The following is a 19,940-nucleotide window of genomic DNA, read 5'->3' on the forward strand; positions in this document are numbered from 1 at the left end:
CGTGGACGTTATGTCGTTTAACGGAGCAAGGGCGTAAGCGCTTTCCATACATTGTCCGCAACGCGAGGCTCACCCTGCGCGGTGGGATGAAGGCCGTCGTCCTGCATCAGCGATGGATCCAGCGCCACACCGTCGAGCAGGAAGGGAACCAGGCCTACGTCGTGTTTCCTTGCGGCATCCGCGTAGACCTTGCGCAGCCCGTCCCGGTATTGCGGTCCATAGTTTACCGGCAGCTCGATGCCGAGCAGGAGCACCTTCGCTCCCGCGCCCTTGGCCGCGTCGATCATGCCGTCGAGATTGCCCGCGAGTTGCCCCAGCGGCAGCCCCTGCAGGCCATCGTTCGCACCCAGTTCGATCACCACCACCGCGGGATGCTGTTTCTGCAGCAGGCCCGGCAACCGGTTGCGCCCACTCAGCGAGGTCTCCCCGCTGATACTGGCATTGACCATCGTCCACGGCGTCGCCATCTTCGAGGTGCGAGCGTCCAGCAAACGCACCCACCCGGCGTCCACCGGGATGTTGTGCGCCGCCGACAACGAGTCCCCGAGCACCAGCACCTTGCGCGGCGCATCCGCCGCGGAAGCGATGGCGCACCAGACGAACAGCAACAGGAACAGGCAACGACGCATGAGCGATTCTTCCCGAGGTCTTCTAGAAGTAGCCGATGTTAGCAAGTCGGTTTTCGGCCCGGAGGGACGGCTGGACATCCTGTCCGGGGTCAACCTCAGCGTGGCGGCCGGCGAGAGCTTCGCCATCGTGGGTGCGTCGGGCTCGGGCAAGACCACCTTGCTCGGCTTGCTGGCCGGCCTCGACGTGGCCACCGGGGGCAGCGTACGACTCGACGGACAGGCACTCGAGGCGATCGACGAAGAAGCCCGGGCGGCGATCCGCCGGCGACTGGTCGGCTTCGTGTTCCAGTCGTTTCACCTCCTCCCGGCACTGACGGCCGAGGAAAACGTGATGCTGCCGCTGGAACTGGAAGGCGACAACTCGGCGCGTGACCGCGCGCATGCGGCGCTCGAGTCGGTCGGCCTCGGCGCGCGACGTCGCCACTACCCGGCCCAGCTTTCCGGGGGTGAGCAGCAGCGCGTGGCCCTGGCCCGCGCCTTCGTGCACCGGCCACGCATCCTCTTCGCCGACGAGCCCACCGGCAATCTCGACCAGCACACCGGCGAGCATATCGGCGACCTGCTCTTCGCGATGAACAGCGAGCACAACACCACGCTGATCCTGGTGACCCACGACGCCCGCCTCGCCGCCCGCTGCGCGCGCTCGGCGGAACTGCACGAAGGCCGTCTCGGAGTGCCCGCGTGAACGTGACCCGGCTCGCCCTGCGCACGCTGCGGCGCGAGTGGCATCTCGTCGAGCTACGTACGCTCGCCGCGTCGCTGGTCCTGGCGGTGATCGCGCTGGGCGTCGTCGCGACGCTGTCCACCCGCATCGAACGCGGCATCCTCGCCAGCGCCGCCGAGCTGATCGGCGGCGACCTCGGTATCTCCGCACCCGCACCCCTGCCTGAGCCGCTCTTGCGCACGGCAGTCGACGATGGCTTGCGGACGACGCGTGGCGCCGCGTTCCGCAGCGTCGCCTTCGTCGGCGAGCACAGCCAGCTGCTCGACGTCCAGGCGACCGACGCGGCCTACCCGCTACGCGGCACCCTGGAAGTTCGCGATACGAAGGGAAGCGATCACGCCAGCCATGGGCCAGCCCGCGGGGAAGTCTTCCTCGACCATCGCGCCCTCGTCGGCCTGGGCATCACGCCCGGACAGACACTGCAGATCGGCGGCCGCGACCTCACCGTCGGTGCGGAGCTGATCCGTCAGCCGGACGGCGGCGAGCTGTTCGCCCTCGCACCGCGCGCCCTGATGAACCTCGACGATGCGAACGAGGCCGGTCTGCTGTCGGTCGGCAGTCGCGCGCGCCACAGCCTGCTGGTCGCAGGAACGCCTGCCGCCGTGGCCGGCTGGCGCACGCGTGTCGAGCAGGGATCGCTTCCCCACGGCGGTGAGCTGATCACCCCGGAAAAGATGCAGGAACGCATGCGTTCGGCGTTCGACCGGGCCAGCGCCTTCCTGCGCCTGACCGCCCTGCTTTCCGCCCTGCTTGCTGGCGTGGCGATCGCCCTGGCCTCGTCGCGCTATGCGCGCCGCAAGGCCGCCGAAGTGGCCCTGCTCCGCGCCTTGGGCACGCCGCGCCGGCGCATCGCCGCCCTGCTGGTCACGACGCTCGCTGCACTGGCCCTGCCCGCCGCCGCCTTGGGCATGGCGATCGCACTCGGACTCGCACAAGGCGCCTGGTACTTCGCCAGCCAGCTGTTCGATAACATTCCCACCACCTTGCCCCTGGGTCCGGCTTTCGCCGCGGCAGCCATGGGCCTGGCCGTGCTCGCCGGCTTCGCCTTGCCGCCCCTCGTGCGCCTGGCCGAAGTCCCTCCCGTCGCGGTGTTCCGCGAATCCATGCAACGCCGCGTGCGTCGCTTCGACGCGCTCTACCTGGTGCCCGTGGTCACCGCCGTGGCCCTGGTCTGGTTGCAGAGCGACTCGGCGAAACTGGCCGGCATCCTCGCCGCCAGTCTCGCGGGGGTGGCGGTCGTGGCCGCCCTGCTGTCCGGCCTGCTCCTGGTCCTCGCCAGGCGTATCGCCCCGGGCGCCCATCCTGCCCTGCGCCTGGGCCTTGCCGCGCTCGCCCGTCGCCGCGGCCTGTCCCTGGTCCAGGCGACCGCCCTGTCGCTTGGCCTCTGCGCCCTGCTCCTGCTGGCGGTGATCGCACCGTCACTGCTCGATGGATGGCGGCGCGAGCTGCCGGCGGATACGCCGAACTGGTTTGCGCTCAACCTTCAGGACGAACAGCGCGAGGACTTCTCCCGCGCCCTGGAACGCATGGGCGCCAGCAAGACGAACATGATGCCTCTGGCGGTCGGCAAGCTCACCGCGATCAACGGCCAGTCGGTCGATCGCATCGCTTTCGTCGACGAGCAGGCGAAGGATGCAGCGGACAGGCAACTGCGCCTGTCCTGGAGTGCCGAGCTGCCGCCCTCGAACAAGGTCGTCGCCGGCACGTGGCCAGGTGCTTCCCCCGCGCAGGCCGAGGTATCGGTCGACACGTCCTGGCGTGACCGCTTCCATCTCAAGCTCGGCGACACGCTGCGCTTCGAGGTTGGCGAGGGCACGGTGGATGCGCGCCTGACCAGCGTGCGTCAGGTCGACTGGGGCTCGTTCCGGGTCAACTTCTTCCTGATGATCGATCCGGCCCATGCGACCGAACTGCCCCATACCTGGCTGACCAGCTTCTACCTGCCACGAGGCCATGCCGACGACCTGGCGAAGGTCTCGCGCGACTTCGGCAACCTGAGCCTGATCGATGTGGACGCCCTGCTCGACCGCGTCCGTGAAATCGTCGATCGCGTCGGGGGTGCGGTCCGCTGGGTACTCGGCTTCAGCCTGCTCGCCGGTGCCCTGGTGCTCGCCGCCGCCCTGGCGGCAAGCGCACAGGAGCGTCGCAAGGAAGCCGCCTTGCTGCGCACACTCGGCGCAACGCGCGCGCAGCTGCGCGCGGCGGCGGCCTGCGAGTTTGCCTTGCTCGGTCTGGTCGCCGGCCTGACCGCGGCGCTCGGCGCGAGCGGCGCGGGCTTCTGGCTGGGCAACGCGGTATTCCACATCGAGCACTTCGTCCCGCCCGTCTGGCCACTCGCCGGGGCTGCCGTGCTGGCGGCGCTGGTGGTCATGGCTATCGGCCTGTTCGGCACGCGTCGCGTGCTCAGGACATCTCCGATGGCCCTGTTGCGCGAGGGCTGAGGCTCAGCCGGAAATCCGCATTTCCAGCGACATGACGATCGCTTCCTCGCGTCCACCCTTGGCCGGGTAGTACGCGGGGCGGCGACCGATTTCGGTGAAGCCCAGCGTTTCATAGAGCGTCTTCGCCACGGGATTCGACGGACGGACTTCCAGGAAGATCCGCTCGACGCCATACCAGCGCGCGAGATCGATCAGCCGGCGCATCATCCGCCGGCCGTAACCCAGGCCGCGATGCGCGTCGCCCACGCAAACGTTCAGTACATGCGCTTCGCCGGCGGCCACCGAGAGGATCCCGTAACCGGCGATGTCACCCTCGTGAACCAGTACCCAGCAGTTGTGCCCGGCCTGCAGGCAGTCGCGGAAGATGCCCGCACTCCAGGGAAATTCGTAGGACGCGTGCTCGATCGCCACGACCGCGTCGAGGTCCTCGCGACGCATCGCGCGTACTTCCGTCGAGGGGCGGGTCACGGCGACCATGGTGTCAGCCCGTGACGAAGGCGCGTCCAAGCGCGCGCAGGCCGTTCCACAAACGGCGTTTGGCGGCCGCTTCGACGAGGATCGTCGAGGGCGGATCGACCAGGACGATCTGCGCGGCGCTCAGTGCGGCAGCCGATAAATCGCGACCGAGGGCATGGGCCTGTGCGTCGCCGAACACGAGATAGGCAGCAGCCACCGGCACCTGGCCGAGACCACCCTCACCCACTTCGAGACGTGCGGCCCGACCGGTAACCGGGCCGAACGCACGCAGAGCCTTGCCGAGCAGGTCGAGTTCGCGGGCACTGCTGCCCGCCGGAAGGATCACGACGCAGCCGACCTGGTCGCCGCTGGCCACCTCATTGGCGGCGGACTCGATGCCGTCACCCGCTACCACCTCGCCCACCCGCAGACGCCAAGGCGTGACACCCATGACCCGGAGAAGACGTTCGCGGCGATCGGCGAAAGCTGGCATCGGCGCGTTTACTCCGATGCCTTGGCGTGGCGACGGACGCGACGACGGTGCGTCGCACGGCCCCACAGCGTGTGGATCGGTCCGGAGAGGGTGTAGATCACCGCCACGGCAAACAGGACACGCGCCGTGTCGACCAGCAACAGCACCACGACCAGCACCGCCGCGATAAGCCAGATAAAGGGCACGCGATCACCCTTGGGCCAGGCCTTGAAGCTGTAGTAACGCACGTTGCTGACCATGAGCAGGCCGGCGATCACTGCCAGCGGCATCGCGAAGAATGCGACCGACGGACCGGACACATCGAACTTTTCCATCGTCCAGACAAAGGACATGCACAGCCCGGCGGCCGCGGGACTGGCCAGCCCCTGGAAGTAGCGCTTGTCGGCGACACCGACCTGGGTGTTGAAGCGGGCAAGACGCAAGGCAGCGCACACGGCGTAGATGAAGGCGGCGGCCCAGCCGATCTTGCCCCACACCGGGCCATAGAGAGCCAGCGAGGACAACGACCAGGTGTACATGACCAGCGACGGGGCCAGGCCAAAGCTGACCAGGTCGGAAAGCGAGTCGTACTGCACGCCGAATTCGCTCTGCGTGTTGGTCATCCGCGCGACGCGACCGTCCATGCCATCCAGGATGGCGGCGACGAATACCGCCAGCGCCGCCGTCTGGTAGTGCCCACCGATCGCCGAGACGATCGCGTAGAAGCCCGCGAACATCGCACCGGTGGTGAACAGGTTGGGCAGCAGGTAAATGCCGCGATGTCGCGGCCCCTGGGCCTGGATCGGATCGCTCATGGGCCAATGCCGTAACGTGGGACGACAGTGTAGCCCAGGCACCGTGAAGCGTCAGTCGGACGCCAACATGGGCGCCGCCGCACGAAACCTCACTCCGTCGCTTGCGTGTCCCCCGATCCGGTGATAGTTGTTTGCGCCACTAATCACCCTGCCGGATGGCCCGCATGCGCCGCTACCTAGTCCTCGCCCTTCTCGTGGCTGTCTGTCCCCTGGCGTTCGGCCAGGCGTACAAGTGGAAGGACGCCCAGGGCGTCACGCATTACTCGGACTCCCCGCCGCCGGCTGGCACCAAGGTCGAGAAGATCAAGACCAGCGGCGTCGTGATCCCACCGGCGGGCGAGCCGGCACCGGCCTCGACGGTGGCGGCAAAACCGGCCCCAGCCGCTCCCGTGGCCGACACGCCGGCCAACCGCACCAAGCTGTGCGAGCAGTTGCGCAAGAACGCGGACACGCTGAGCAAGGAAAAGGTGGTGTCAGTCGACGATGGCAAGGGCGGCTCCCGGGTCCTCGACGATGCGGGCCGAGCACGCCAGGTCGAGACGACCCAGGCGCAGATGACCCTCTACTGCAAGTAGTCGGGCCGTTCGCGGGGTGGCCAGCCGGCCTATAATCTCCGCTTTCACCCGAAAGACATCCCGCATGCGCCTCAGCCAGTTCCATCTCGCCACCGTCAAGGAAGTCCCCGCCGACGCGGAAGTCGCCAGCCACAAGCTGATGCTGCGCGCGGGCATGATCCGCAAGCTCGCCTCCGGCCTGTACACCTGGTCGCCGCTGGGCCTGCGCGTGCTGCGCAAGGTCGAGCACGTGGTGCGCGACGAAATGCTGCGCGCCGGCGCGATCGAAGTGCTGATGCCATCCGTGCAGCCGCGCGAGCTGTGGGAAGAGACCGGCCGCTGGGAGAAATTCGGCGGCCAGCTCCTGAAAATCAAGGACCGCAAGGAGCAGGAGTTCTGCTACGGCCCCACGCACGAGGAAGTCATCACCGACTTCGCGCGCAACGAGCTGAAGAGCTACAAGCAGCTGCCGCTCAATTTCTTCCAGATCCAGACCAAGTTCCGCGACGAGATCCGCCCGCGGTTCGGCGTGATGCGCGCGCGCGAGTTCCTCATGAAGGACGCCTACTCCTTCCACCTGACTCCCGAATCGCTCGGCGAGACATACAAGGTGATGTACGACGCCTATTCGCGCATCTTCACCCGACTCGGGCTGGAGTTCCGTGCGGTCGACGCCGATACAGGAGCGATCGGCGGTAGCGCCAGCCACGAATTCCAGGTACTCGCCGACTCCGGTGAGGACGCCATCGCGTTCTCCGACGCATCCTCGTACGCGGCCAACATCGAGAAAGCCGAAGCACTGGCTCCGGCCGGTGAACGCCCTGCCCCCTCGGCCGAGCTCACTCGCGTCGACACGCCGAAGCAGCGCACGATCGACGAGGTCACAGCCTTCCTCGGCGTCCCGGCGACCCAGCTGGTCAAGACCATCCTGGTGCGCGGTCGCGACGGGCTGGTGGCGCTGTGCGTGCGTGGCGACCACGAGATCAACGAAGTGAAGGCCGCCCACCTGCCCGAGCTGCCGGACGACTCCGAGCTGGCCAGCGAGGAAGAAATCCTCGCCGCCACCGGCGCGCGCCCCGGCTCGCTCGGTCCTGTCGGCCTGCCCGAGTCGATCCCGGTCATCGTCGACCGCAGTGCGGCCCTGCTCGCCGATTTCGTCTGCGGCGGCAACCAGGACGGCACCCACTTCACCGGCGCGAACTGGCAGCGCGACGCGCGCATCAACCGCGTCGCGGACATCCGCAAGGTCGTCGACGGCGACCTGTCGCCGGACGGCAAGGGCCATATCCGCCTCGCGCGCGGCATCGAGGTGGGTCACATTTTCCAGCTCGGCCAGAAGTATGCCGAAGCCATGGGCGCCGACGTGCTCGACAGCAACGGCAAGAAGTCCACCATGTACATGGGTTGCTACGGCGTCGGTGTGAGCCGGATCGTCGCTGCCGCGATCGAACAGCGCAACGACGACGCCGGCATGATCTGGACCGATGCCATGGCGCCCTGGCGTGTCGCCGTTTGCGTCATCAACCCGAAGAACACCGATCCCGTCGTCGCCGAGGCCGGTGAGTCGCTTTACCACGAACTTTCGCAGGCCGGCGTCGACACCGTGCTCGACGATCGTGGCCTGCGTCCGGGGTCGATGTTTGCCGACATTGAACTGATCGGCATTCCGCACCGTGTCGTCGTCAGCGCACGTGGGCTGGAAGCCGGCACGTTCGAATACCGTGCCCGAACGGATAGCGAAAGCCGGAATGTATCGCGTCAGGAACTACTGGCACTCCTTGGCGCCCTGTAATCCGGCCATTACTGGCGTGGTTATCTATCGATATTGCGCGTAGGTAAAATCCAGCTAATGCGAGTGAATGCCGGATGGAAACATCCGGCATTTTGCTTTTTATGGCGTAACCAGCTAAAAATCCCGGCGCGCACGTTAATCCTCTACGGGAGACCCCAATGGCTGTCGATATCAAGAACCTCAATCACAACCAGCTCAACGAGCTGATTTCCAAGGCACAGGTCCGCCAGACGGAGTTGCGCAAGGAAAAGGTCACCAAGCTGCGCGAGAAGATCAATGCGCTGATCAAGGCCGAGGGGTTTACCTTCGACGACGTATTTGGCGCTCGCGCCCCTAAATCAAAGCGCGCCGGCACCACGGTCGCAGCCAAATACCGTAATCCCGGCAATGAAGAGCAGACCTGGTCGGGCCGCGGCAAGCGCCCGCGCTGGTTCAATGAAGCGCTGAAGGCGGGCACGAAAGAAAGCGATATGCTGGTCTGATCGACTGCATTACGCGAACGGTCTTTTTGTAGGAGCCGATTTATCGGCGATGCTTTTCAGCTTCACCGCTCCGTTGGCTTTTCGCCGATGAATCGGCTCCCACATGTACCTTTTCGCCGATGAATCGGCTCCCACATGTACGCGGTTAAAGGGAGCGGCGCGGAGCCACGATCAGGTCGCCGAACAGCAGGCCGGCGACGAGGGAAACCAGCAGGGTCACGCCGAGCAGGCCGGTATCCATGCTCAGGGAAGCATCCCGGTCCAATAGATAGGAAACGCTGCGGAAACTGACCGACCCCGGGACCAGAAGGATGATTCCCGGCTCGCGTACGACGGCACCGGGCTGCTGGGCATAACGCGCATATACGTTGCTCAGCGAGCCAAGCAACAGGCCGCCGACGAATACCCCGAACGGCGCGCCAGGCAAGGAGCCGGAAATACTCCCTCCCCACCGCGTGGCGAGATAGCCGAGCACGACCGACCCCATGACGACCAGCCAGTCGCGTTTCGCTGCGCGAAAAAGGATGGCAAACGAAAATGCGCCCAGAATCAGCGTGGGCCAGTCCGCCCAGCCAGGCAACGGCGGCAGTGCGTAGTTACGCGGGATGATGCCCACCGCTTCGCAGAGCTGGCTGGCGGCCACGGTGCCGAACGTGAGTTTGAGCAAGGTCGCAATCGCACCACCCATGCGGGCCACACCCGCCACCAGGTGCTGGCTGGAGATTTCGCGTACCGCCGTGGTCAGGGCCATACCGGGCATCAACACGATCAGGCTGCCGAGGATCACCGACTTCAGTGCGAGCGGCACCACATAGGCACTGACCACCGTCGCGACCACCGTCGCCACCATCGCACTGATCGCTTCGCTGGCCGCGGCCAGGCGCGGCCGACTACCCGAGGCAACGGTGATCAGCCCGATCAGTACGCCGATCACGCAGGCGGTGATCAGGTCGGGCCAGGAACTGTGGAGCAGCAGGCCGACGACACTGGCGGCGCAAAGGCCATAGCTCGCAATGACGCCGAGTTGGGCCAGGAACGTCTCGGGCGCGCCGAGCTTGCGCAGCAGATGGAAGCCTTCACGCAATTCCATCTGGCCATCGATCACCGAATCCGCGATGCGATCGGCCTCGCACAAGCGTGCCAGGTTCACGTCGCCCGGCGGCAGGCGCATCACCTGGGTCACCTGGGCGACGCCGTCGTCGCCCTGCCCCAGGTCGGCAAACGACACGATGATAGCCGTGGGACTCGACCAGACTTCGGCGGAGAGTCCCAGGCGTTGCGCCGAGCGTGCGATGGCGGTTTCCAGGCGCGGCGCGGTGGTTCCGTACTGATGCAGACGACGGGCGAGCTCGGTGAGGAATGCGATGCGGGTGTTGATCGCCGTGGTGGCGAAGCTCACCGGCACGCTCATCGGCACGACCTCAGGCAACGTCCACCGCCTTCACGCGCAGGGTCGTGCCATCGATACCGACCACCTCGATCGTCGCGCCCAACGGCAGGTCGGGGCCGACGACCAGCCACATGCCGTCACCGACGCGAGCCTTGCCGCGACCGTTGACGATGGGTTCGCACAGGGCAAAGCGCTGGCCGATGAGCTGGTCGCCGCGACGGTTCAGGCGTTCGTTACCGATCGGCACGATGCGCTCGAGCCGTGGGCGGACGAGCTTCCAGTAGGCGAAGCAGGACACGAAGGCGAGCACACCGAAGACGAGGGCCTGCGTGAGCGCCCCCATGTCAGGCATGACGAAGACGAAGCCACCCATGACAGCGGCCGCGATGCCGATCCACAGCATGAAGTAGCCGGGAAGGACGACTTCGCCGCCGATCAGCACCAACGCGGCGATCCACCAGAAGTAGTGCAGGGCCAGATCGGTCATGGCATCAACGCGGCGGCAGTGGCGGGCGGTCGCTGTTGGCGACGGGCGGGGTCGTTGCGCGCTGGGCAGTCAGCGAATCCCTGGCCAGCTCGGCGATACCGGCGAGCGAACCGAGGATGCCGGTCGTTTCCATCGGCAGCAGCAGGGTCTTCTGGTTCGGCGACTTCGCCATTTCCTTCAGCGCCTCGACGTAGTTGTTGGCGACGAAGTAATTCAGCGCGTTGACACTGCCGCCGGCGATCGCGTTGGAGACCATGGTCGTCGCCTTCGCTTCGGCTTCGGCAAGACGCTCGCGCGCCTCGGCCTCGCGGAACGCGGCTTCCTTCTTGCCTTCAGCCGAGAGGATGGCCGACTGCTTCTCGCCTTCGGCCTTGAGGATGGCCGCTTGGCGATAGCCTTCGGCGTCGAGGATGTTTGCGCGCTTCTCGCGCTCGGCCTTCATCTGCCGGGCCATTGCATCGACGAGATCGCGCGGCGGCGAGATGTCCTTGATCTCGATGCGCGTGACCTTCACACCCCAGGGATGGGTCGCTTCGTCGATCACACCGAGCAGCTTGGCGTTGATCGCATCGCGCTGGCTGAGGCTCTCGTCGAGGTCCATCGAACCGAGCACCGTGCGGATGTTGGTCATGATCAGTGCCAGCGCCGCGCCTTCGAGGTTGGCAACCTCATAGGCAGCCTTGGCGGCATCGAGGATCTGGTAGAAGACGACACCGTCGACACGGACGACCGCGTTGTCCTTGGTGATGACGTCCTGCGAAGGGACTTCGAGCACCTGTTCCATCATGTTCATCTTGCGCCCGATGGCATAGACGAACGGAATGAGGAAATGCAGGCCCGGCGTCAGGGTGCCCGTGTACTTGCCGAACAGCTCGACCGTCCACTCGTAACCCTGCGGCACGATGCGGATCAGCTTGGCCAGCACGATCACCACGACGATGACGACGACTAACGCGACGACGCTTCCCATTGCCCTTGCACTCCCTCATCCGGATATGTCCCGGAGTATAGGCGAAGCGGCTCAGGGCGTTCCGGCAGGAAGTACCAGGGTCACGCGCAGACCGCCGCCCTCGCGGTTGGACAGTGCGATGCGGCCGCCATGGGCCTCAGAAATTTCACGGGCCAGGGCCAGGCCAAGCCCCGTACCCGAGCGTTTGGTCGAGTAGAACGGCAGCAAGGCCTGGGCCAGTACCGTCTCGCTCATCCCTGGACCACGGTCGGACACCTCGATCAGGGTCTCTCGACCGACCGCGTGGACCGCGACCGTGACTTCGCTGGCCTCCCCACCCGCCTCGTGGGCGTTCTTGATCAGGTTGATCAACACCTGTTCCACCTGCGTGGTGTCGAACCAGCCGGGATGCTCGGGTGGCGGCGACGCAAGGCGGAACGACGCATGCAGTCCGAGGGCGTCGAGGAAGGGCCCCCATGGCACGGCCCGCGCCTGCGGATTTGGCAACTTGGCAAAGCTCGCATAGCCCGAAATGAAGGTATGCAGGTGCTTCGCGCGATCGCCGATCGATGCGAACACACCGGGCAGCCGCGCAAGGTCGCCACGCCGGGCGAGCTCGGCACCCGAATGTGACAGCGACGAAATCGGCGCCAGCGAGTTGTTCAGCTCATGGCTGATGACACGGATCACGCGCTTCCACGTATGCACTTCCTGACGGGAGAGCTCTCGCGTCATGCGACGGTACAGCTGCAGACGATGCGGACGTCCCTGCAGCCGGAAGCCACGCTGCGAGAGGTGGAACGTCTCCTCGCTCCCTTCCATCTCGACGGAGAACAAGGCGTCCTCGCCGGTCGCCGCCGCTTCGCGCAGGCTCTCGGGCATGCTCGCCAGCACCGTGGTGAAATCGAGTCCGGCCAGCGAGCGGCCTTCGTTGAACAGGTGTCGCGCGGCGATGTTCGCGTAGGTGATGTTGTCCGCCGAGTCGGTGAGGACCAGCGCCACCGGCGTGTTCTGCACCACGGTGTCCAGCAGCAGTTCGCGCTGGGCCAGATGCTGGCGCTGGTCGCGCAGCGTCTGCCCCAAGGCGTTGTGCATGCGGATCAGGTCGCCGAGTTCGTCACGTCGCGTGGTACCGATCGACATGCTGAAGTCGCCGTCGCGGTAGCTGGCCACGGCACTTTCGAGGGCGCGTATCAGGCGGCGCAGCGGTTCGACCAGCGCGTGGGCGACCCACACGGACAACGGCACCAGCACGAGCAGGCAGATGAGCAAGGCCGTGCCACCATCGAAAAACTCGACGGGAACGACGTCGGGCAGTGCACCGGGCTTGGCCGGCGCTTCGCGCATCCACGCCACCAGTTGGGGAAAAGGCCAGATCGATACGCCAGCGAACACCAGCGCACCGACAATCGCCGAGCTGGCGACGACCAGGGTCATTCGTCCTTCGAGCGAGAGCGTCTTCATGGCGGGGACGCTAGCAGATCACACCGCCAGTCCGTAACGCTCCATGCGCCGGTACAGCGCCTGTCGCGACAGGCCGAGATTTGTCGCGGCGCGACTGACCACGCCGCCCGCCGACGCCAGTGCCGCTTCGACCGATTCGCGGCTGGGCTCGTCGAGATTGCGGCTCACGCTCTGCGTGGGCGGCGGGAGGTTCAGGTGCCCCGGCTCGATGCGGCCATCGCTGGCAAGCAACGCCGCACGAGCGATCGCGTTCTTCAGTTCACGCACGTTGCCCGGCCAGGGATGCGACAGCAGCGCTTCGCGCGCGTCTTCGCTGAGCTCGGCCTGGCCGGCGAGGAAGAACTCGGCGAGCGGCAGGATATCGTCCGTGCGATCGGCCAGGGCCGGCAGATTCACGTCGATCACGTTGAGGCGGTAGTAGAGATCTTCACGGAAGGTGCCCGCGGCGATCATCGCTTTCAGATCGGCGTTCGTGGCACTCAGCACACGCACCTTGGCCTGTCGTGTGCGGCCCGAGCCAAGGCGTTCGAACTGACCCGTCTCCAGCACGCGCAGCAGCTTCATCTGGCCGGGCAGCGGCAGGTTGCCGATCTCGTCGAGAAACAGCGTGCCGCCATCGGCCATCTCGAAGCGGCCTTCGCGCGCCTTGTTGGCGCCCGTATAGGCACCGGCTTCGGCGCCAAACAGTTCGGCCTCGATCAGCTCGCCGGGTAGCGCACCGCAGTTGACCGCGACAAACGGACCGCGGCGCACGCCTGAATTGGCATGCACGATCGCGGCGATACGTTCCTTGCCCGAACCGTTGGGTCCGGTGATCAGGACCGGCACGTCGGAACGCGCGACCTGGCAAGCCAGTTCGATGGTTCGGCTCATGGCCTCGGACGCGAACACCAGGCCGTCGAGGTCGTATCGGCCTTCGAGGATCTCGCGACGCTTGCGACGCTCCACGCGGGCGCGGGTCACTTCGCGCGTGGATTCCGAAAGCTCGAGCAGGTTCTCCACCGTGGCGAGCAGCTTGGTGTCGTCCCAGGGCTTGGCCAGATAGTCGGCCGCGCCGGCCTTGACCAGCTCCACCGCGGCCTCCAGGTGCGTCCACGCGGTGAGCAGGATCACCGGCAAGTCGGTGTAGCGGCCGCGGATCGCCTTGAACAGCGCCACGCCTTCTTCGCCCGAGGTGGTATCGGCGGTGAAGTTCATGTCCTGGATGACGACGTCCACGCGTTCGGTCGCAAGCGTGGCGAGACCATCCTCGGGCGTCATCGCGACGAGGGGGCGGATATCCCGCAGGGAAAGCGCAAGCGATAGCGCCTCGCCCACCGCGGGGTTGTCGTCGATAATCAGTACGCAGCGCATCTGTTCCCTTCGCATGGAGTCATGGATGCTTCCCCCGCCGAAAGGGTTGCAACCCCATCGGCACTTTATTCGTTCCCAGGGCCATTCTAGCCACGGGTAGCCACGACAGGGGGAACCGAAGCCGCGCGCATGGCCGGTGCGAATACGGCGATCTGGCCGAGCAGCCAGAGCAGCACGGCTCCCAGGGGCAGATAGAACAGGGGCAGCCGCGGAAGTTCGTACTCCCTCATCAGGAACAGGTTGACTCCGTAGGCCAGCGCCATGCCGAGCACGATACCCATGCTGGCGAGCAGGAAGTTCTCCGTCTGGAAGTAACGCAAGATGTCGACGCGGCGGGCACCAAGGGCACGCCGAACGCCGATCTGCCGCCGTCGCTGCCCCACCCAGAAACTCGCCAGGCCGACGATACCCAAGGCGGTCACCACGAGCAGGATGACGCACACGGCCGCCAGCAGGCCGGCCATGGCGCGGTCACCGGCAAAGCGCTCGTCGCGGACCGCCTTGAATTTCTCCTTCTTGACGATGACCCGACGCGGGTCGATCTGCTTCAGCTTTTCGACGGCGAGAGCAAGGACCCGATCGGCCTGGCCAGGCTGGCTACGAATGATGAAGGAGCCGTTGGTGGCCGTCGTCTCGCGCCAGGGCTGCCACGTGGAGAACTCGACCACGGAGCGATCGACGCCGCCAGCGCTGGCGAGGTGATCCACGACGCCGATCACGCGCATCTCGGTATTGCTGCTGCCGAGCCAGACCGAACGCCCTAGCGCCGACGCGTCGCCGAAAAGATGTCGCGCGAGACCCTGGGTGATCACGATCACGGGGGATGGCTTGGCCTTGCCCGTGACCAGATCGTCCAACCAGACGTACTCGCCCGGTTCAAAGTAACGCCCCGCCACCAGGCGCGTGCCCAGCGTTTCGCCAACGCCCTCGCCGTAGAAATTCTTCACGTCCACGGTCGAGGATGCCTGGTTCGGCGTGACGTTGAGACTACTGCCCCAGCTGGTGTCGCCAAGCGGCAGGCTGTTGGTGATCGTGGCGGCTGCCACGCCCGGGATGGCGCGTAGCGCGGCGAGGTCGGCTTCGGCACGCGCATGATCGTCACCATGCCTGCCGATGTCGGAGGTGACGATATGCACCACGTTCGCTTCGTCGATGCCGCTGGGGGTATCCAGGATCGAAAGGCGATCGCTGATGAGGAACACCGCATTACAGACGATGGCGCAGGTGAGCGCGATTTCGAGGACCACCAGGCTGGCCGTGAGCCGGTGCTTGCGCAAGGCGGAGAGAATGGGACCGATGTCCTTCAGCATGTCATTGGCTCTTCAGTTGCAGCGCAGGAGTGATACGGCAGGCACGCCACGCCGGCAGCACGCCGGCGGCAACCGTCGCGCCGATAGCCATCGCGAAGGTCACGCCCAGCATCGTCAGGTCAAGATGAGCCAGCTTCGCGTAGGACACGGGTTGCAACCGAACCATCCACAGGCCGAGCCAGGACAACAACACGCCGGCAACGCCACCCACGAGACCGACCATGCCCGCTTCGGTCAATAGCTGGCTGAAGATGCTGATGCGTGAGGCACCCAGCGCGCGCCGCACGCCGACCTCGCCCGAGCGCCGCATGAACTTCGCGAGCATAAGGCCCACGGTGTTGATCAGGCACACCAGGAAGAACGCGAGCGCCAGCCACACCTGCAGCCGCACGTCGCTCGGCACGACCTTTTCGTGATCGAGCCAGCCCATCAGGTCGAGCATCCGCGTATGCGCCGGCCGTTCGAAGCGGCCAATCGCCTTCTGCTCCGCGACGTAATGAGAGAGAAAATCGCGATAAGCCGCCACCTTTGCCGGCGTGTCGAGCTCCACCCAGAATTGCAACCATGCGCACTCGGAGGTCTCCAGCGAGCTCTCGTCGCCCGAGCCCTTGCCCCAGCACTGAATGCCGCCGGCGCGACTGAGCAGGAAGTCGCGCGATGTCGACAACGGAATGAAAACGTCGTCCTGTTCCGAGAACGCTCCCACGTTCAGATCGAAGAAATGCGGCACCGGGCGCCAGGGCTTGAGCACGCCGATAACGCGCAGGTCGTGCCCGTCCGCGCGGACCGTGCGGCCCGTGCTGTCCTCGCCGTGGAAGAGCTTGTCATTGAGGTCGCTGCCGATCACCGCCACGCGAGCACGGCTATCGTCGTCTGCCGACGTCCAGGCCCTGCCATAGCGGAAGGGTGTCTCGAACATCGGAAAGAAGTCGGCGGTGGTGTAGCGGGAGGACGAATAGAACGGATCCATCCGAGCATCGGTCGTCTGCATCGCTACCTGGCCGCCGACCATCAGGGCCTGATGGTCGGCGCGGCGAGAGTGCAGCAGGTTCATGCCGTCTGCCCAGGTCAGCTGCCGCGGGAAGTCCTGGCTCGGCGACGCCTGGTCCGACGCATAGTCCTTCATGTCACGCGGATCCATCTGCGGATAGAAGATCGACGCGCTGCGTCCAGGCAGCGGATCACCCGAGAGCACGTGAAGCACGGTCAACGTCGTCATGCAGGCGCCGATGCCCAGGGCGATGGCGAGGATCATCAGCGCCGTCAGTGCCCGGCTTCGCTTGAGGCTGCGAAGCGCGAGCTCCATGTAATAACCAAACATTCCGTTCTCCGTGATGAGCCGTCAGACGCTGCGCGTCGCCTCGACAGGCGACACCCGCGAGGCACGCAGAGCCGGCGCGAACACGGCCGCCTGGCCGAGGGCGAGCAAGGCAACGACACCGATCGCGACATAGGTAAGCGACAGACGCTTCATTTCGAAGTGCGTGAACATCCACTGGCTGAGGCCGACCGCGAGGATCACGCCGACGATGACGCCGACCAGGGCGATCAGGAAGTTCTCGGTCATGAAGTAACTCAGGATGTCGCTGCGACGAGCGCCGAGTGCACGGCGCACACCGATCTGCTTGCGACGCTGGCCGACCCAGAAGCTCGACAGGCCGACGATACCGGCCGCCGTGATCGCCAGGAGCACACCGCAGACCACGCTCATCAGGATGGCCATGCCGCGGTCGGCGTCATACGCACGCCGGCGCACTTCCTCGAACTTGCGGATACCCACCTTGTCCGGAAGCACACGCATGCGGTTCGTCGCATAGAGTGCGGGCGGGATGGCCTTGAACACCGCGTCTTCCTGTCCCGGCTGCGTGCGCACGAGGAACTGCTGGAAGCTGCTGTTGAACATGACCGGCATGATGGTGACGTAGTCGCCTTCGACAAAGTCATTCTGGATCCAGGGCGTCGTCAGCTTCTCGACGATACCGATGATCGTCGACGGCTTTCCTTTAGCCAGGTAAATCACTTTGCCCAGCGCGTTGCCGTCGGGGAATACCTTGTCCGCCAGGGCCTTGGTGACGATCACCTGCGCGGTGCCCGGCTGTTGTTGGCGCCCGACGGTCACCGTTTCACCAGCATTGAAGTTACGCCCTGCGATCAGGCGTACACCGAGCGTCTTCAGGGCATGCTCGTCACCGAAGTAGAGCGCGGTGGACTGACCCTTCGCCTTCGAATCCGGATCGGTCTGCACACCCGTGGACCAACCACCCTGGCGAAGCGGATAGGAGTTGGTGACATACGCGTCGACGACACCGGGAAGCGACCGAAGCGTCTGCAGGTCGGTCTTCATCAGAGGAGTGAAATCTTCCGGAGCGCCGACGTAGTCGTTCGACACCGCGATGAGGTTCGTCTCGTCCAGGCCGGTCGTGCGATTCACCTTATCGACGCGCTCGTGCACGATGAACAGCGCATTGCAGACGATGGCGAGTGTCAGCGCGATCTGCAGCGCGATGAGGATCGTGCCTGACTTGTGCCGGCGCAACGCGGAAAGAATGGGCTTGATCTGCATGATCATGTCCTCAGTTGGATTTCAGCTGCCAGGCCGGCTGGACCTGGGCGGCGCGCCATGTGGGGTAGAAGGCGGCGATCAGCGAGGCGACGATCGCGACGACCAGCGTGAGCATGATCAAGACCGGATCGAGGGTGGCAAGACGGGCGACGGGCTCGGGGAAGACCAGACCGACGCCGAGGATGCCCACGCCCGTGAGAATCAGTCCAAGGACGCCACCGGCGACACCGATCGTGCCTGCCTCGATCAGGAACTGCGCGTAGATGTCCTTGCGCGATGCACCGAGGGCACGACGCACGCCGATCTCCGGAGCCCGGCGCATGAACTTGGCGAGCAGCAGGCCGATCGTATTGACCAGGCAGATCACCAGGAAGCCCAGTGACACGATCAGGGAAACCTGCGACTCCTTCGGTACCACGTGCTGGACGTCCAGCCAGGTCATCACGTCGCGCACCTTGATATTCGGTGCCCAGCTGAAGCGGCCTGCGCGTTGCTGGTCGGCGGCATAGCCTTCGATGTACTGACGGTAGCTGTCGGCTTCCGCCTTGGTGGGCAGCTCGCTCCACAACGACAGCCAGATGCATTCAGAGCGCAGGTAGTTGTCCCAGCCTTCGCCCGGCTCGGCGACGCAGCTGTTGTTGCCGGCGTTGGGCAATTTCAGGTCCACGGCGCGATTGAACGGCACGTACACCTTGGCGCCTTCGTCGAAGCCGCCCGTATTGGGCACGTCGAAGAACAACGGCTGGGGCGCCCAGTCCTCGATGACACCCGTGATGCGGTACAGGTGGCCGTCGAGGTTCAACTGCTTGCCCACGCTCTGCCCGCCATCGAACAGCTTGTCATTGAGCGACTTGGCGATGACCACGACACTCGCATGCTTTTCATCGTCCTCGAGCGTCCAGCCCGTGCCCTGCAGGAACGGCACGTCGAACATCGGGAAGAAGTCCGCGCCGGTAGCGTAGGCACCCTCTCGTATCGGCAGGCGGCCCGCGTTATCGGGAATCACGGAGACCCCGATCGGATAGGTGATCGTCTGGCGCTTCGCCTTATGAGCGCGCAGCAGCGCCGTCGCATCCTTGTAGCTGAGCGCTTGCGGCGGCTCGCCCTTTTCGAGTTTGTCCGGGCCCCAGTTGTCCAGCTGGGTGTTGAACAGCTGGCTCGACTTTTGCGGAATCGGATCCCGCGACGTCGCGCGGAATACCGAGTACGTCGTCATCGAGGCGGCAACACCAAAGCCGATGGCCATCACCATCAACCCGGTGAGAACCGGGTTGCGGCGCAGGCTGCGCAGTCCGAGCTGGAGGTAATAACTGAACATGGAAGTCCCCGGAGCGTTGGGCGGACGGATCAGGAAAGGGCGGCGTGCGGCTGCGTGTGGAAGCGCGGCTCTTCGGACAGGTCCACCACCTGGCCGTCGATCACGTGCACGTTGCGCTGGGCGCGCGCGGCGAGTTCGGGATCGTGGGTGACCATGACGATGGTGGCGCCTTCGCGATGGATCTCTTCGAGCAGTTCCATGACGCCGCGGGCCATCTGCGTGTCGAGGTTACCGGTCGGCTCATCCGCCAGAAGCAGTCGCGGCGAACCCGCCAGTGCACGGGCGATGGCGACGCGCTGCTGCTGGCCGCCGGAGAGTTCCGCCGGATAGTGCTTGGCACGCGAAGCGAGGCCGACACGCTCCAGGGCATCCATGATCCGCTGCTTGCGTTCGGCGGCCTTCATGCCGCGATAGCGCAGCGGGACTTCCACGTTGTCGAACACGTTGAGGTCGGGAATCAGGTTGAAGGCCTGGAAGATGAAGCCGATCTTCTCGTTGCGGATGCGCGAACGGGCGTTGTCGTCGAGCTGACTCACTTCGACGCCGTCGAGGTGGTATTGGCCACCGGTGAAGGTCTCGAGCAGACCGGCGATCGTCAGGAAGGTGGTCTTGCCCGAACCCGAGGGGCCGGTGACGGCGACGAACTCGCCTTCCTTTACGTCGATGTTGAAGTCGCGCAAGGCGTAGGTCTCGACGACTTCCGTGCGGTAGACCTTGGCGAGATGGGTCATCTTGAGCATG

Annotated in this window: 19 protein-coding genes; 5 read left to right on the forward strand and 14 right to left on the reverse strand. The window is 65.5% G+C overall.

What is annotated here, in order from left to right:
- Positions 1-17: 17 nt before the first annotated feature.
- Positions 18-629: an arylesterase gene (locus tag BJI69_RS01620; protein ID WP_046969600.1), complete on the reverse strand. Its 612-nt coding sequence runs from the start codon at positions 627-629 to the stop codon at positions 18-20.
- On the opposite strand from BJI69_RS01620, the gene BJI69_RS01625 reads away from it, so the two are divergent.
- Positions 628-1,314 carry an ABC transporter ATP-binding protein gene (locus BJI69_RS01625; protein ID WP_046969601.1) on the forward strand — a complete coding sequence of 229 codons (687 nt, stop codon included), beginning with the start codon at positions 628-630 and terminating at the stop codon, positions 1,312-1,314. The genes BJI69_RS01620 and BJI69_RS01625 overlap by 2 nt on opposite strands.
- Positions 1,311-3,794, forward strand: a complete 2,484-nt coding sequence (locus BJI69_RS01630; protein ID WP_046969602.1) for an ABC transporter permease — start codon at positions 1,311-1,313, stop codon at positions 3,792-3,794. Before BJI69_RS01625 ends, BJI69_RS01630 begins: the two co-directional genes overlap by 4 nt.
- A 3-nt stretch (positions 3,795-3,797) precedes the next feature.
- On the opposite strand, the gene rimI is transcribed toward BJI69_RS01630, so the two are convergent.
- The 3 genes from rimI to pssA are packed head-to-tail and all read right to left on the reverse strand — an operon-like array spanning position 3,798 to position 5,537.
- The gene (rimI, locus tag BJI69_RS01635; RefSeq protein WP_046969603.1) at positions 3,798-4,271 is read right to left on the reverse strand and encodes a ribosomal protein S18-alanine N-acetyltransferase; all 474 of its coding nucleotides are present in this window, start codon (positions 4,269-4,271) and stop codon (positions 3,798-3,800) included.
- A 4-nt stretch (positions 4,272-4,275) separates the two neighbouring features.
- Positions 4,276-4,743 carry a hypothetical protein gene (locus BJI69_RS01640; protein ID WP_046969604.1) on the reverse strand — a complete coding sequence of 156 codons (468 nt, stop codon included), beginning with the start codon at positions 4,741-4,743 and terminating at the stop codon, positions 4,276-4,278.
- A gap of 8 nt (positions 4,744-4,751) precedes the next feature.
- On the reverse strand, positions 4,752-5,537 hold the full coding sequence (pssA, locus tag BJI69_RS01645) for a CDP-diacylglycerol--serine O-phosphatidyltransferase (RefSeq protein WP_046969605.1): 786 nt from the start codon (positions 5,535-5,537) through the stop codon (positions 4,752-4,754).
- Positions 5,538-5,701: 164 nt separating this feature from the next.
- Between pssA and BJI69_RS01650 the strand changes: the two genes are divergently transcribed.
- The 3 genes from BJI69_RS01650 to BJI69_RS01660 all read left to right on the forward strand — a co-directional run bounded on the left by BJI69_RS01650 (position 5,702) and on the right by BJI69_RS01660 (position 8,365).
- The gene (locus BJI69_RS01650) at positions 5,702-6,112 is read left to right on the forward strand and encodes a DUF4124 domain-containing protein (RefSeq protein ID WP_071924851.1); all 411 of its coding nucleotides are present in this window, start codon (positions 5,702-5,704) and stop codon (positions 6,110-6,112) included.
- A gap of 64 nt (positions 6,113-6,176) precedes the next feature.
- Positions 6,177-7,883, forward strand: a complete 1,707-nt coding sequence (locus tag BJI69_RS01655; RefSeq protein WP_046969607.1) for a proline--tRNA ligase — start codon at positions 6,177-6,179, stop codon at positions 7,881-7,883.
- Between the two features lie 158 nt (positions 7,884-8,041).
- On the forward strand, positions 8,042-8,365 hold the full coding sequence (locus BJI69_RS01660; protein WP_046969608.1) for an H-NS histone family protein: 324 nt from the start codon (positions 8,042-8,044) through the stop codon (positions 8,363-8,365).
- 145 nt (positions 8,366-8,510) lie between these two features.
- Here BJI69_RS01660 and BJI69_RS01665 read toward each other — a convergent pair whose 3' ends face one another.
- The 10 genes from BJI69_RS01665 to BJI69_RS01710 all read right to left on the reverse strand — a co-directional run bounded on the left by BJI69_RS01665 (position 8,511) and on the right by BJI69_RS01710 (position 19,939).
- Positions 8,511-9,776, reverse strand: coding sequence for a threonine/serine exporter family protein (locus BJI69_RS01665; protein WP_046969609.1), 1,266 nt, complete (start codon positions 9,774-9,776; stop codon positions 8,511-8,513).
- A 10-nt stretch (positions 9,777-9,786) separates the two neighbouring features.
- Positions 9,787-10,242 carry an NfeD family protein gene (locus tag BJI69_RS01670; RefSeq protein ID WP_046969610.1) on the reverse strand — a complete coding sequence of 152 codons (456 nt, stop codon included), beginning with the start codon at positions 10,240-10,242 and terminating at the stop codon, positions 9,787-9,789.
- 4 nt (positions 10,243-10,246) lie between these two features.
- Complete coding sequence (locus BJI69_RS01675) at positions 10,247-11,212, reverse strand: SPFH domain-containing protein (protein ID WP_071924852.1); 966 nt, start codon at positions 11,210-11,212, stop codon at positions 10,247-10,249.
- A 51-nt stretch (positions 11,213-11,263) separates the two neighbouring features.
- Positions 11,264-12,655 (reverse strand): sensor histidine kinase, encoded by a 1,392-nt coding sequence (locus BJI69_RS01680; protein WP_046969615.1) that lies wholly within the window; start codon positions 12,653-12,655, stop codon positions 11,264-11,266.
- An 18-nt stretch (positions 12,656-12,673) separates the two neighbouring features.
- A complete protein-coding gene (locus tag BJI69_RS01685) occupies positions 12,674-14,008 on the reverse strand; it encodes a sigma-54-dependent transcriptional regulator (RefSeq protein ID WP_046980540.1) in 1,335 nt (444 codons plus the stop codon).
- An 86-nt stretch (positions 14,009-14,094) separates the two neighbouring features.
- Positions 14,095-15,318 carry an ABC transporter permease gene (locus tag BJI69_RS01690; RefSeq protein ID WP_071924853.1) on the reverse strand — a complete coding sequence of 408 codons (1,224 nt, stop codon included), beginning with the start codon at positions 15,316-15,318 and terminating at the stop codon, positions 14,095-14,097.
- A 1-nt stretch (position 15,319) separates the two neighbouring features.
- Positions 15,320-16,639, reverse strand: a complete 1,320-nt coding sequence (locus BJI69_RS01695) for an ABC transporter permease (protein ID WP_046979643.1) — start codon at positions 16,637-16,639, stop codon at positions 15,320-15,322.
- Between the two features lie 21 nt (positions 16,640-16,660).
- The gene (locus BJI69_RS01700) at positions 16,661-17,881 is read right to left on the reverse strand and encodes an ABC transporter permease (protein WP_342016350.1); all 1,221 of its coding nucleotides are present in this window, start codon (positions 17,879-17,881) and stop codon (positions 16,661-16,663) included.
- Between the two features lie 10 nt (positions 17,882-17,891).
- Positions 17,892-19,199 (reverse strand): ABC transporter permease, encoded by a 1,308-nt coding sequence (locus BJI69_RS01705; RefSeq protein WP_046968475.1) that lies wholly within the window; start codon positions 19,197-19,199, stop codon positions 17,892-17,894.
- 29 nt (positions 19,200-19,228) lie between these two features.
- On the reverse strand, positions 19,229-19,939 hold the full coding sequence (locus BJI69_RS01710) for an ABC transporter ATP-binding protein (RefSeq protein ID WP_046968474.1): 711 nt from the start codon (positions 19,937-19,939) through the stop codon (positions 19,229-19,231).
- Position 19,940 lies beyond the last annotated feature (1 nt).

Source organism: Luteibacter rhizovicinus DSM 16549 (assembly GCF_001887595.1).
In the GTDB taxonomy this organism is placed as follows: Bacteria; Pseudomonadota; Gammaproteobacteria; order Xanthomonadales; family Rhodanobacteraceae; genus Luteibacter; species Luteibacter rhizovicinus.